Here is a 13,497-nt window from a genome sequence, read left to right as displayed (position 1 = left end):
CAGGACTTTTATATTGATATCGGAAATTTCTTAGAATTTTCCTCTCTGTCTCATATTTGGATTATGCATATGTTTCTGCATAGTTGGCATTTTCAACTGATCTTTCATCATCTTGATCTGATCAGTCATCATACCTGCACTGTCTAGTCTCTTTGCTTCTTCCAACAACTTCTGCCCTTCCTGTCTTCTTCCTTTAGAAATAGCTGCTGCTGCAAGATTTAAAGTAGCCATCGCTCTGTCATGCTTCATATTCAAACCATAGTCCAAAGCTTTCTTCATGAAAGGTTCTACTTTTGCAGGGTGATCCTGAGCTTGTGTCAATCCAGATAAATAGTGGAAATATCCGTACTGTGTTTTATGAAGCTGTCCCTTATAGTCTGTTATTTTGGATAACCATTCTCCGGCTTTCTCCATATTTTGTTTTCTCAATTGCCAGAATGCCAAAAGTATATACTCATTTTTAAAGAAAAGAGCGATAGGAAATGCAGCTAAAAGAAAAACAACAATCCCCCATCCTAGATTTCTGGTGAAAATCATCAAATAAAGTCCTGCAAGGATAAGAAGTGCTGCTATTGCAATTTTTATGTATTTATTCATTATTAAATTTTAGAAGTGCAAAGATAATAAATTTAAGGTTTAATGTTCAAAAAGTCAATGGTGAATGGTCAATTTTTCGTACCTGCCAAAAAATTCACTATTCACTTTGCGAAGCAAAATTGATTGGTGATTCCTAAGCTTCTTTTTTAATTCTTTCAAACGTCTGGAAGCAGAAATCATAGCCGTTCTTCTCATCTTTCTCATGACAGATTTCGCCTACTTTTTTCCATATTTTCTGATCTATTTTCGGAAAGAAGGTATCCGCTTCAAGGTCTGCTTTCACCAAAGTAACTTCAAGTCGGTCTACAACATCCATAGTCTGTTCATAGATATTTCCTCCACCGATAACGAAAACTTCTTCATCAATCTTTTTAGCAAATTTCAGTGCTTCCTTGATGCTTCCTACAATAAGGACTCCTTCCTCAAACCAGTCTTTCTTTCTAGAAACAACAATGTTGGTACGGTTCGGAAGAGCTTTCCCAATACTTTCATATGTTTTTCTTCCCATTATAATAGGATGTCCTGAAGTAATATCTTTAAAATGTTTTAGATCTTTAGGAAGATGCCAAAGCAACTGATTTTCAAAACCAATTTCATTTTTCTCTCCCATTGCCACCACTATTGTTGTCATTCAAATAATTTTTTACAAAATTAGCACATAATTTGTATATTTGGTTAGCACAAAAAATTTAAAAAAATAAACTATGAAAAATAAAGGATGTTTTGGCGCTGGAACAATTGGTATTGCCCTCCTTATTATTGTTGCTGTTCTATTCTTCTGGGGAAAAAGCGGATATAATAACTTCGTAACCAAAGAACAGACGGTCAACACAAAATGGTCTAATGTAGAGACTGTGTATCAGAAAAGAGCGAATCTTATTCCTAACCTGGAAAGAACTGTAAAATCGTATTCAAAATTTGAACAGGAAACTTTAACGCAGGTTGTGGAAGCACGTTCTAAAGCAACTTCTATCAACATTGATCCTACAAACATGACTGAGGCTGATATTGCTAAATTCCAGGCAGCACAGGGTGAATTATCCGGAGCATTGAGCCGATTGATGGCTGTAGTGGAGTCTTATCCTAATTTAAAAGCAGACCAGCAGTATATTAACTTCCAAAGAGAATATACCGCTATCGAAAACAGCATCAGAACAGAAACTGTTTATTACAACGAAGCTGCACAGGATTACAACACTTCTATCAAGACTTTCCCAAATAATATTTTGGCAAATTTCACCAACTTTAAAGAAAAACCTTATTTCAAAGCTGACGCAGGAGCTCAGAAAGCCCCTGAAGTATTCAAATAAATAATGGGTAATTTCCTAACAAATCAACAGATCGCTTCCCTTGTGGAAGCGATTCAATCTGCGGAAGATCATTCTACAGGAGAGATCAGGGTACATATTGATTCCAATACGGACAACCGTGATGCCAAGACAGCATTTGAGGTTTTCAAAAAACTTAATATGGACAAAACCGCTGAAAGGAATGCTGTTCTTTTCCATGTCAATTTCGAACAGAAATATCTGACCATCATTGGAGATATCGGAATTCATGAAAAGGTAAAACAATCTTACTGGGATCATCTTCACGACTATATTACTGCGGGATTTGCCAAAGGACATTATTATCAGGCTCTGAAAAGTGCCATCCTGGAAACAGGGCTTGAACTCAAAAAACATTTTCCTGTAGAAGGAGAAAATCCAAACCAACTCTCAAATGAAATTACGTTCTCTTAAAATAGTATTTTCATTTTTATTGCTTTGCTTTTACACATTTGTATCAGCACAATATACTATTCCTGAAAAGCCAGCTGTTCTTTATCCTGTTTTTGATGAAGCCAATCTGCTTTCTCAGCAGGAAAAAGATGCCCTGAACAATAAACTGATCAAATTTGCAGATACTACCTCAACGGAAATTGAAGTAGTAATCATCCGTTCTACCAAAGGAGAGGATGTCAACTTTCTGGCAACTATGTTCGGGCAGAAATGGAAAATCGGAAAAAAAGGAGTGGATAACGGTGTTGTTTTCCTTATCGCAACAGAAGACAGAACAATGTCTATTCAGCAGGGACGTGCCGTAGAACAATACCTTACCGCTTCAGTAGCAGGACAGATCTTAGATTATATTGTAACCCCCAACTTCAAGAAGGGGCTTTGGTATGATGGGATCAATGGAGGAACCTCAGCCATTATGGAGGCTGTACAGGGGAAATTCAAACCTGTGGCAACCACGGCTCCTTCCGGTAATGGAAGCGCCTTTAAAGTTCTGATTATTGCTTTCGTTATTTTCATCATTATTGCCATACTTTTCGGTAACAGAGGAGGTGGACGTGGTGGAAATAATGACGATGATGACGATGTAATCATCACAAGAAAAGGACGCAGAAACTATCCTGGTGGTTTCTTCCCATTCCCTGGCAGCTTCGGAGGAGGTGGCTTTGGCGGTGGAAGTTCCGGCGGCGGCGGTGGCGGAGGATTTGGTGGCTTCGGCGGTGGCGGAAGTTTCGGCGGCGGCGGTGCATCCGGAGGTTGGTAAATCAGTCAATCATTTTCAGATACATAAACAGATCAGGTCATCACGACCTGATTTTTTATTTAAAAAGCTAAAATAGCATGATTTTTTTATCTTTTCTTAATGTTAAATTGATTTTTACATATTAAAAAGTTAACAAAAGCATCAAAAAACCATCTTTTATTCAATATTTTTTACTATATTTACTGAAAACAGGAGTATGAAGAAGACGCTGGTAGTATTTGCACACCCTTATCTGGAGCACTCCAATTCGAATGTAGAGCTCATCAATTTCTACGTTCGCCATCAGCATTATACCTTAAGAGATCTTTACGAAGAATATCCTGACTTTCATATTGCCGCTTTCAGAGAAAGAAAGCGTCTTAAAAATTACGAACGCTTTGTTTTCCAGTTCCCCCTGATTTGGTTTGGAATGCCTCCTCTTCTCAGATTATGGATTGATGAAGTTTTCGACAGAGACTGGCTGAAAGAAGGTGAGCACAATCCCCTGGAAGGAAAAGAAGTCTATATCCTGATAACCACCGGTGGAAAAGAAAGATCTTTCACTAAAACCGGTACCTATCAATATACAATTGATGAACTGATCAGCGGACTGATTGTTTCCTTGAAAGTTTTCAAAGCAGATATCAAGCATATCAAGATCGTATACGAGGCCAATAAGCTGTCTAAAAAAGAAATTATCCTGCATAAAAAAGAATTTACAGAACTCCTCAATCAATAGCATATGGAATCCAGCTTAGCGATGAACACATTAATTTTCCTGGGTGTAGCCATTATCATGGTTCCATTGGCCAGGAAATTAGGGTTGAGTTCTGTAATCGGCTATATTTTAGGAGGAATCATTATAGGACCATATGTACTCAGGCTTACAGGTAAAAATGTGGATGATATCATGCATGCCAGTGAATTTGGAGTCATCATGCTGTTATTCCTGGTAGGGCTGGAACTGGAACCTCGGAAATTCTGGGAAATGCGAAAGAAAATAATGGGTCTGGGACTTTTTCAGATGGTGCTTACCATCCTGTTACTTTTCTTAGTGTTCACCACTGTGGGCTGGAGAGTAGACAAAGCAATTGCTGTTGCCATGTGTTTTGCATTATCCTCTACGGCAATTGTTCTGCAGACTTTACAGGAAAAGAATAATCTCAAAACGACAGCTGGAGAAGCCTCATTCTCCACGTTGCTGTTTCAGGATATTTCAGTGATCCCTATTTTGGCTATACTACCTATTGTAGCCAATTATAAAGCCAAGCATCATGATAATGAAATTCAGATTCTGATCCAAAAGCTGCCAGAATGGCTGCAGGCCAGTACTGTAATTTTCGGAGTAGCTCTGCTTATTTTACTCGGCAGATATGTCTTCGTTCCTTTTTTACGCTATGTTTCAAAATCTGGAATGACTGAGCTTTTGACAGCCTCTTCTCTATTCCTGGTTATCGGTGTGTCCGAATTAATGGTTGTCATCGGCCTTTCTCCCGCGCTAGGTGCTTTCCTTGCGGGAGTAATGCTTGCCAACAGTGAATTCCGTCATGAGCTGGAGGCGCAGATCAATCCGTTCAAAGGGCTTTTGTTGGCTGTTTTTTTCGTTAGTGTCGGATCTACCATCAACTTTAATATTATCCAGAAAGATCCATTATTTATCTTCAGTACTGTTTTTGCCGTACTGGCTGTAAAATTTGTTGTTTTATACACCATTGGAAAGTTTTTCAGGATAGATACCCCTCAAAGTCTTTTTTATGCATTTGCCCTTTCCCAGGTGGGAGAATTTGCGTTTGTACTGCTCAATTATGCATCGGATCTCTATCTGTTGGGTCCGGAAATGAATGCGCAGATGATGGCTGTAACAGCAATTACGATGTGTATCACTCCTATTCTTCTTATTATCAATGATAGGTTTATCACTCCGAAATTCATCAGAGAAATTCCTGAAGAAGAGCATGATTTTAATATCCTGGACAGTGATGTGATTCAAAAGAAGATCATCATTGTAGGTTTTGGGCATTTCGGAAGTACGGTGGGACGTCTTTTAAAAGCCAATAAAATATCAGCTACTGTTTTGGATAGAGATTCTGACCGGGTAAAACTACTCAGAAGCTACGGTTTTAAAGTATATTACGGGGATGCTACCCGAATTCCTATTTTAAGGGCTGCAGGAATTGAAGATGCTGAGATTCTTGTTTTGTGTTTAGATGATCCTGATGATAATAAATTCATTGCAGAACTTGTGCGCGAACATTATCCTGAGGTGAAAATTTTTGTAAGAGCAAAAAACAGGATTGATGCTTATGATTATCTCAACAGCGGGGTTAATCATATTTACCGTGAGACATTAGGAACAGCGGTAGACATGGCCGTTGATGTACTTCATGAAACAGGAATGAGGAAATATGCAGCGAGACGTCTCGGACAAAGATTTATGGCTATTGATAAAGCTTCAATCAGGAAGCTGGCAAAAATGAAGGAAAATGATGATGATATCACACTGTTTACAACAAAAGAAATCCTCCAGCGAGAGGAGGATTTATTAGCTTATGATAATCTTAATTTTGATAATAAAAATTGGGAAGGTTCCTCATCCACCGATGATGAAGATGAGGATGAGTCCCAGGATTGATTTATTGGATGCTTACACTTCCACCACTGCTTTCTTCCTTGCTCACATTCTTAAGCTCTCCTTTTTTAGAGATATCCACACTTCCACCGGATGAAGCTCCTGCTTTCACACTGGAAACAGCACTGATATGAACACTTGCACCGCTGGATGCATCTGCTTCCACATCATCAGCAATAACTCCCTTGGCAGAAACACTGCTGCCTGAAGAAGCACTCACATCTACCTTTTTCGCTTTTCCTGAAAGATCAAGAGTAGATCCTGATGAAGATTCAATGTCAAGATTTACAGCCCATACTTTACCATCATAGCTGCTGCTGCTGCTTATGTTAATATCCATATCATTAGCTTCCAGATCTCCGGAAATACTTCCGGCACTAGAGGCTTCAATATCTGTTTTTTCCTGAGTAAATTTATCTTTTATGATAATTCTTGCTGCCGAATCAGCTATAAGTTTATTAAAGTCTTTTGTATAAATTTTTGCAGTCACTTTGCTGATATTCATCACTCTGATACCTGGTTTATAGTGAATATGCAGTTTCCCTCCATTATTATCTACAAGAATTTCATCGATAATATTTTGAGGTGCAGAAATTTCCACTTTTTCTGTCTCCGATTTTATGATTTCAGCTTCTATCGCCTGAGAAACCTGAATTTCATCAAAATCTCCGCTAAATTCTTTATGCTGTATCGGGCCGCTTTCTTTGCTCACTACTTTCTCTACCCAGTTACTTCTGTCTTCGTCTCTATCTCTGTTTCTGTTCTCATGTTTATCATTACATGAGGCTAATGCCGCTAAGGCTGAAAAAATGAATAAAGTCTTTGTTTTCATGCTTATTTCTTTTGTCGATTATTTTTTTGATTTCTTTATATTTAAATAACAACTAATTTATAAAAAATATTACATTACCTATGAAAATACTGCAATTGTCTGCAATACAGATTTTTCAGAAAGAGCTTAATGCATCCCACAATACCTAACTTATTCATTTTAAAATCACTCACAACGCTGTTTCAGTAAATACGTGGGGCAAAATAGATTCTATGATACAAGTTTTTAATATCTTTATGGTTTAATAACAACTATATTTATGAAGAATATTTCATCGGTATTATTAATTTCTGCCTTGGCGTTCAATCAATCTTGTACTACAATGAAACAGACCGATACTCAACAGGAGCTACCTGCACCTGATTCCTCTTTATCTTCAAATCCTTTTATGAAGAAGAGCAAGCTTCAGTACGAAGCTCCGGAGTTTGACAAAATCAAAAATGAGCATTTCAAACCTGCTTTTAACTATGGTTTAAAGCTGCACGAAGCTGAAATTATAAAAATTGCCAACAATCCGGCTGCCCCTACTTTTGAAAATACAATCGTTGCATTGGAAAAAAGTGGTGAAGTATTGAGAAGAGCACAAATTGTATTCTCTAATCTTACAAGCGCGAATACAAACCCTACTTTGCAGGCTTTAGATGAAGAATATGCACCAATTTTTGCGGCTCATTCTGATAAATTGTACCTGAATGAAAATCTTTATAAAAGAATACAATCCATCAAAGAAGACGGTCTTGATTCTGAAAGCAAAAGACTGGTACAGTATTACAAGCAGAATTTTGAAATTGCAGGAGCGAATCTTTCTGCAGCTGATAAAGAAAAATTAAAGCAGATTAACCAGGAACTGGCTTCTCTTTCTACTCAATACTCCAACAAATTATTGGAAGCTAGAAAACAAGGAGGCGTATTCTTCTCTGATGCAAAAGAACTGGATGGACTTTCTGCTGATGAAGTTGCGGCAGCAGCAGCTGATGCTAAAACGGCAGGACAGCCTGGAAAATATCTACTGGCTTTACAAAATACAACACAACAGCCGCTTTTACAAAACTTAAAAAACAGAGCTACCAGAGAAAAACTGTTCAAAGCTTCATGGACAAGAGCTGAAAAAGGCGATGCTAACGATACAAGATCAACCATAGAAAAACTGGCTAAACTGAGATTGAAGAAAGCTCAGATTTTAGGAAAGAAAAACTTTGCTGAATGGAAACTGCAGGATCAGATGGCAAAAACACCTGAAGCCGCTACTAACCTAATGAACCAGATTGCAACTCCGGCAGTGGAAACAGCCAGACGTGAAGCAAAAGATATTCAGGATCTTATTGATCAGCAAAAAGGAGGTTTCAAAGTAGAACCTTGGGACTGGAATTTCTATGCTGAGCAGGTAAGAAAAGCTAAATTTGATCTTGATGAAAGTGAGATAAAACCTTACTTTGAAATCACAACGGTTCTTGAAAAAGGTGTTTTCTTCGCCGCAGAAAAATTCTACGGACTGACTTTCAAAAAGAGAACAGATCTTCCGGTTTACCATCCTGATGTAGTAACATACGAAGTTTTTGATCATGATGGAAAATCTATCGCCATCTACTATCTGGATTTCTATACAAGAGATTCTAAAAACGGAGGGGCATGGATGAGCAATTTCGTTGAGCAGTCTTATTTATTAGGAACAAAACCAGTAATCGTTAACTGTTATAACTATCAGAAGCCGGCTCCAGGGAAACCTTCATTGATCAGCTATGATGATGTTTCTACTATTTTCCATGAATTTGGTCACTCTATTCACGGAATGTTTGCAAGCCAGAAATATCCTTCTCTTTCAGGAACGAATGTACCAAGAGACTTCGTGGAATTCCCATCTCAGATCAATGAGCATTGGGCTTTAGATCCTATGGTTTTGAAGAACTATGCTGTTCATTATGAAACAAAACAACCTATTCCGCAGACATTGGTAGAAAAAATCAAAAAAGCATCTACTTTCAATCAGGGATATATGACTACAGAATTGGTTTCTGCTGCTGAACTGGATATGGATTGGCATACAGTAAGCAATGACAGCCAGTTTATTCCTGTTTTAGATTTTGAAAAACAATCATTGGCCAGCCATGGATTCAATTTGGCAACGGTTCCGCCAAGATATCATACTCCTTATTTTGCACACATCTGGGGAGGTGGATATTCAGCAGGATATTACGCTTATCTATGGTCTGAAACTTTAGATAATGATGCATGGGAATGGATCAGTAAGAATGGTGGATTAACCAGAGAAAATGGTGACCGTTTCAGAAAATATATTCTTTCTGTAGGAAATTCTGTAGATCTTAACCAGGCATTTAGAGACTTTACAGGACATGATCCAGATATCAAACCTTTATTAAGAAACAGAGGGTTTATTAAATAATCATATGATCATCAATACCGGTATAAAAGTATTGTCCTCATTAATCATTCTGACTTGCTTTTCAATTAAAAATAAAAGATTGGAAAACAGGTCAGAATCTTCATTTAAAAAACATACTGATACCATTACCAATAAGGAATTAGAAGAATATATTAAAGAAGAGAGAAAATATTTGGATTCCCAATGTGTTGCTGAAACGGCAAGAGCTGAAGCAGATATAAAAAAAGGCAAGCTTGTGTATTTCCATTACTTTGGAATGGTAAAAAGTTACAGAAGCAATGATGAAATGGATGTTCTTTTAAAACAAAATAATATCGAAGCAGGAACTGCGCTTTATTATTGCACTGTTCCACTGGAGCTGCAAAATTGTTATGAAGGTGTAATGTCAAAGGAAATCAACAGAAAATTCGGGCCAAAGTTTATTGACTCTTTGAGACACATCGCAGAGTTGCAGTATATTAAAAAAAACATAGACAAGATCTATGATTTTGAAGAATGCGACACCATTTCAAGGTATCCTGGAAGCAAATCCTACGGAAGTTTTTTTAAAGACTATGAAAAAAACTTTTGGAAAAACATAAAGTATCCGGATGAATTTGAATACCGGAAAAACAAAGATTTTTATTCTTCCATTTCTGCAAAGTTTACGCTTCACAAAGATGGGACAGTCTCAGACATAGATATTGATCTTACTTTCCAGAATAAAAAAAATTATAAGTACTCATCCTACTTTATCAACGAAACTAAAAATTTTATAAAAAAAACAAAATGGGTTCCCGCAAAAACTATGGGAATAATAGTAAGCAGCAGAGTTCCCTTAACATTCTTTTTTAAATAACCATGAAAAAAATTATTGTAACTACATTACTATTGACTTTCGGGTCTATCTATGCTCAAAAAAGCCATGCAAAACCACAAGCCAACAAAATAGACAACAAGCTTGTAGGCTTATGGAAAGGAAGTGAAAAAGACCAGCAGATCGTAGGCATGGAAAAACGTTGGGTAATGGAAAGAAAAGCAGATGGTACTTTTATGCTTATTTTCACCGCTATCCAGGATTGCAACATCGATCAAGTCATCGAAAGAGGTCAATGGTGGATTGAGAATGGAGAATTTCATGAACTCCACTTTAATTCAGGAAAAACAGATATCTATACTTATACGGTTATAGATCCATCACATGTCAAATTCAATTCAAAAGAACAAGCATTGGATATGACAAATGCTAATTATAGCTTTATTGATACTAAAATTGATGAAGACAATCAGTAAAAAATAACGGGGAGTATTCTTTAATAGAATGCTTCTTTTTTTAGATTTAAAATTGGCATGACCTGTTAAATTTGAAAAAAGTATAGAAACTTTCATTTCTAAGTTTTGGCTAAAGCCGTTGGATTTTGTTTGTCTATTTTTTACGGGCTAAAGCCAATTCCTATTGAATTTCACAATATTCAGCATATTAAATTCAGTAAAATATAAAATTCAAATTTGCTGAAGCCGTTTCTACCAATATTCATTATTTTTGCATTTCAACATTTAAAATTCAATATATGAACTGTCCCTGCTGTTCAGGAAAATCATACGAAGAATGCTGCAAACCTTATCATACCGGAGAAAAACATGCTCCTACTGCTGAAGCGCTGATGCGTTCAAGGTTCTCTGCTTTTGCCATTCCAAATGGTGAATATCTGATGGAAACTACGCTTCCGGGAAAAAGAAAATACCACAAGAAGAAAGACCTTCAGGAATGGGGAGAGATCAATCAATGGACAAAACTGGAAATCATCCGGACTCCCACTTTAAATCATGTGGAGTTTAAGGCTTATTATACAGATCAGGACGGTCATCCTCAGCTTCATCATGAGTTTTCACTTTTTCAGAAAATGCAGGAACGCTGGTATTATGTTTCAGGCGAATTTTTAGATTAATATAACGACAAAGAACTTTATAGCTTTTTGTAAAACCACCCCGTCAAAAATTATTTGAATTTTTGACGCCCCTCCGGAAGAGAGGAATGTCAAGCACTTAATCAATATTATACATAAAATTCCCCACAGAAGTATCTGTGGGGAATTTTTATCTTTTATCCAAAAAATGATTGGATTGATATTATTTTTTAGTGAGCTTCATTTCCGTCAACTCCATGAGCATGTCCGTGAGACAATTCCTCTTCTGTTGCTGGACGAGTATTTAAAATTTCCACCTGGAAATCTAAAACTTTACCTGCCATTGGATGGTTAAGGTCTGCTACTACAACTTCTGGTGTTACTTCTACCACAAAAGCCTGGAAATTATTTCCTTGGTTATCAGATAAAGGTAAGATAGCTCCAATAGGTGGAGTTCCTGATTCTTTAAACATATCAATTGGCAATTGTGCGATAGCATCAGGCTGTCTTTCACCATAAGCTTCTTCAGGTTGAATGGTAAAATCAGCTTTATCACCAGCTTTTAAGCCTAAGATATTTTCTTCAAACTTTGGAATCATCATTCCCATACCGTACAAAAATGTAAGCGGGTTTTCTTCTGTTGTTTCTTCTACAAGAATCTTACTTCCATCTGGTTCGATAGTGTGAAGTATATACTTTACAGCTACAACATGATTGTTTTCAATTGTCATATTTTTTCTTTTTTTCGTGAGTTTTTTCACGATTAATTTTACAAATATACTATTTTTTGAAATGATTGTTCAAAGGAGAAAATCAAATGAAAAATCTAAAAGTGAGATCCTGCTTTCTATTTTCTGCCCTTAGTTTCATCCCGTTTTTTCTGTCTCAATACAAAAAGATACAAACTTTCAACTTTTGTTCTGGCCCAAGGTGTTTTCCGTAAAAATTTCAGGGAAGAAGTGATGCTCGGGTTATCTGTAAAACATTTGATATTGATCTGCTCACCCAATTTTTCAAATCCTTCGTAGTATTCTACCAATTCTTCAAGAATAGCATCAAGCCTTTTCCCGTGTAAAGGATCTTTTGATTTTTCTTCCATAACACAGCAAAATTAAAACATTTTATTAGACTTAACCACTAAAATTGTTTAAACTCTTTATCTTTAGTATTTTTGAAGAAGCTATTGCTTAGCTACAAAAATTATTCGTTACCAACAAATATGAGCAAAAACAACGAAGCAAACAGGAAAAAAAACAAAAACAAAATTGATCAGAAAAAGCGGAAAATACAAAATGCAGAAACAGAAAGAAAAGCACGTTTAAAACAAATTCTGGAAGATTTCAAAGTAAAAGAAGAAACTGATAATCAACCATGAAAATTGGTTATGACTCAACTTATTTACTTTAAACAATAATACACTTTTTATGAAAATTCTGCATACCGCCGACTGGCATTTGGGAAAACGACTGGACCGCTTTTCACGTATGGAAGAGCAAATTCTGGTAATGGAAGAGATCATAGGTATTGCTGATGAAGAGCATGTGGATCTTATTCTTGTTGCCGGCGATCTTTTTGATAATTTTAATCCAGGTGTAGAAGCCGTTGAGCTTTTTTACAAAACCCTCAAACGTTTATCTCTGAATGGGAAACGGCCAGTGATTGCTATTTCCGGAAATCATGACTCTCCAAGCTTAATCAATGCTCCAGACCCGTTGGCCAGGGAATGCGGCATTATTTTAATCGGTCATCCTAAAGCCGAGATCACACCTTTTGGAACAGAATATTTCAACATTTCAAACTCAAAAGCAGGTTTTATAGAACTTAAAATTGAAAGTATAGATTTCCCCATAAGAATTCTTCATACGCCTTTCGCAAATGAGATTCGTTTAAAGGAATATTTTGGCGAAAATAAAGAAGAAGAAATCAACAAGGTCCTTTCACAGACGTGGAAAGATCTTGCAGATCAGTTTTGCGATGATTCCGGAATCAATCTTCTGACTGCCCATTTATATATGAATAAAAGAGGTGCGGAAATTTTAGAAGAACCTGAGGGTGAAAAACCTATTAAAATCGGAAATGCGGACCTTATTTTTTCAGATAGCATTCCTGAACAGATTCAATATACAGCATTGGGTCACCTGCATAGTTTTCAGAATATAGGAACGAAGGAAAAGCCTGTAATTTATTCATCTTCTCCCCTTTGCTACAGTTTCAGTGAAGCCGGGCAGACAAAGTATGTTTCTATTATTGATGCTGAACCGGGAAAAGCGGTTACTTACGAAAAAAGAGCATTGAAAAAGGGACGGACATTAGTCAGAAAAACATTCACCTCCGTAGAAGATACAGTGCAATGGCTTGGTGAAAACCCCAATACCTTTATTGAGCTGACGCTGGAAAGTGAGACTTTTTTAACGGCTGATGAAAGAAGATTGATTTATCAGTCTCATAACGGGGTTGTTCATCTCATTCCAAAAGTCAAAAACCGGGAGCTTGATGAAAAGCAAAGCCACGAAATCAATTTAAATCAGGACATTGATATATTATTCAAAGATTATTTTAAATCTAAAAATGGCGGGCAGGAAGCTAATGAAGAACTGATGAATTTGTTTAACGAAATTTTAAATGCATAAGC

At 36.7% G+C, this 13,497-nt stretch carries 16 protein-coding genes; 11 read left to right on the top strand and 5 right to left on the bottom strand.

Going from position 1 to position 13,497, the window contains the following annotated elements:
• Positions 1–30: 30 nt before the first annotated feature.
• Together GFU89_RS18595 and GFU89_RS18590 are read right to left on the bottom strand one after the other, a co-directional pair.
• Positions 31–597 carry a DUF2892 domain-containing protein gene (locus GFU89_RS18595; protein ID WP_318848564.1) on the bottom strand — a complete coding sequence of 189 codons (567 nt, stop codon included), beginning with the start codon at positions 595–597 and terminating at the stop codon, positions 31–33.
• Positions 598–730: 133 nt separating this feature from the next.
• On the bottom strand, positions 731–1,228 hold the full coding sequence (locus tag GFU89_RS18590; RefSeq protein ID WP_318848563.1) for a dihydrofolate reductase: 498 nt from the start codon (positions 1,226–1,228) through the stop codon (positions 731–733).
• 73 nt (positions 1,229–1,301) lie between these two features.
• Here GFU89_RS18590 and GFU89_RS18585 point away from each other — a divergent pair, with 73 nt between their 5' ends.
• The 5 genes from GFU89_RS18585 (at position 1,302) to GFU89_RS18565 (ending at position 5,749) form a co-directional block, all read left to right on the top strand.
• Positions 1,302–1,907: a LemA family protein gene (locus tag GFU89_RS18585; protein ID WP_318848562.1), complete on the top strand. Its 606-nt coding sequence runs from the start codon at positions 1,302–1,304 to the stop codon at positions 1,905–1,907.
• A gap of 3 nt (positions 1,908–1,910) precedes the next feature.
• Positions 1,911–2,339 carry a TPM domain-containing protein gene (locus tag GFU89_RS18580; RefSeq protein ID WP_318848561.1) on the top strand — a complete coding sequence of 143 codons (429 nt, stop codon included), beginning with the start codon at positions 1,911–1,913 and terminating at the stop codon, positions 2,337–2,339.
• Positions 2,320–3,138 (top strand): TPM domain-containing protein, encoded by an 819-nt coding sequence (locus tag GFU89_RS18575; RefSeq protein WP_318848560.1) that lies wholly within the window; start codon positions 2,320–2,322, stop codon positions 3,136–3,138. Before GFU89_RS18580 ends, GFU89_RS18575 begins: the two co-directional genes overlap by 20 nt.
• Positions 3,139–3,334: 196 nt before the next feature.
• Positions 3,335–3,856 (top strand): NAD(P)H-dependent oxidoreductase, encoded by a 522-nt coding sequence (locus GFU89_RS18570; RefSeq protein ID WP_318848559.1) that lies wholly within the window; start codon positions 3,335–3,337, stop codon positions 3,854–3,856.
• 3 nt (positions 3,857–3,859) lie between these two features.
• Entirely contained in the window at positions 3,860–5,749 is a 1,890-nt protein-coding gene (locus GFU89_RS18565) for a monovalent cation:proton antiporter-2 (CPA2) family protein (RefSeq protein WP_318848558.1), read from the top strand.
• A gap of 1 nt (position 5,750) precedes the next feature.
• Here the strand turns inward: GFU89_RS18565 and GFU89_RS18560 are convergent, their stop codons facing one another.
• Positions 5,751–6,578 carry a GIN domain-containing protein gene (locus GFU89_RS18560; RefSeq protein WP_318848557.1) on the bottom strand — a complete coding sequence of 276 codons (828 nt, stop codon included), beginning with the start codon at positions 6,576–6,578 and terminating at the stop codon, positions 5,751–5,753.
• 259 nt (positions 6,579–6,837) lie between these two features.
• Here GFU89_RS18560 and GFU89_RS18555 point away from each other — a divergent pair, with 259 nt between their 5' ends.
• The 4 genes from GFU89_RS18555 to GFU89_RS18540 all read left to right on the top strand — a co-directional run bounded on the left by GFU89_RS18555 (position 6,838) and on the right by GFU89_RS18540 (position 10,907).
• On the top strand, positions 6,838–8,979 hold the full coding sequence (locus GFU89_RS18555) for a M3 family metallopeptidase (RefSeq protein WP_318848556.1): 2,142 nt from the start codon (positions 6,838–6,840) through the stop codon (positions 8,977–8,979).
• A 79-nt stretch (positions 8,980–9,058) separates the two neighbouring features.
• Positions 9,059–9,817 carry a hypothetical protein gene (locus GFU89_RS18550; RefSeq protein WP_318848555.1) on the top strand — a complete coding sequence of 253 codons (759 nt, stop codon included), beginning with the start codon at positions 9,059–9,061 and terminating at the stop codon, positions 9,815–9,817.
• Positions 9,818–9,819: 2 nt separating this feature from the next.
• A complete protein-coding gene (locus GFU89_RS18545; protein WP_318848554.1) occupies positions 9,820–10,251 on the top strand; it encodes a hypothetical protein in 432 nt (143 codons plus the stop codon).
• Positions 10,252–10,529: 278 nt separating this feature from the next.
• Positions 10,530–10,907, top strand: a complete 378-nt coding sequence (locus tag GFU89_RS18540; protein ID WP_318848553.1) for a YchJ family protein — start codon at positions 10,530–10,532, stop codon at positions 10,905–10,907.
• Between the two features lie 188 nt (positions 10,908–11,095).
• On the opposite strand, the gene GFU89_RS18535 is transcribed toward GFU89_RS18540, so the two are convergent.
• Together GFU89_RS18535 and GFU89_RS18530 are read right to left on the bottom strand one after the other, a co-directional pair.
• Complete coding sequence (locus GFU89_RS18535) at positions 11,096–11,596, bottom strand: peptidylprolyl isomerase (RefSeq protein ID WP_318848552.1); 501 nt, start codon at positions 11,594–11,596, stop codon at positions 11,096–11,098.
• 116 nt (positions 11,597–11,712) lie between these two features.
• The gene (locus GFU89_RS18530; RefSeq protein WP_318848551.1) at positions 11,713–11,964 is read right to left on the bottom strand and encodes a VF530 family protein; all 252 of its coding nucleotides are present in this window, start codon (positions 11,962–11,964) and stop codon (positions 11,713–11,715) included.
• A 120-nt stretch (positions 11,965–12,084) separates the two neighbouring features.
• Here GFU89_RS18530 and GFU89_RS18525 point away from each other — a divergent pair, with 120 nt between their 5' ends.
• The gene (locus GFU89_RS18525; protein WP_318848550.1) at positions 12,085–12,240 is read left to right on the top strand and encodes a hypothetical protein; all 156 of its coding nucleotides are present in this window, start codon (positions 12,085–12,087) and stop codon (positions 12,238–12,240) included.
• Between the two features lie 49 nt (positions 12,241–12,289).
• Positions 12,290–13,495, top strand: a complete 1,206-nt coding sequence (locus GFU89_RS18520; protein ID WP_318848549.1) for an exonuclease SbcCD subunit D — start codon at positions 12,290–12,292, stop codon at positions 13,493–13,495.
• Positions 13,496–13,497: the final 2 nt, after the last annotated feature.

The sequence above is a fragment of the Chryseobacterium sp. JV558 genome (assembly GCF_033712365.1).
GTDB lineage: Bacteria > Bacteroidota > Bacteroidia > Flavobacteriales > Weeksellaceae > Chryseobacterium.
This window is presented reverse-complemented; position numbering and strand designations above follow the sequence as displayed.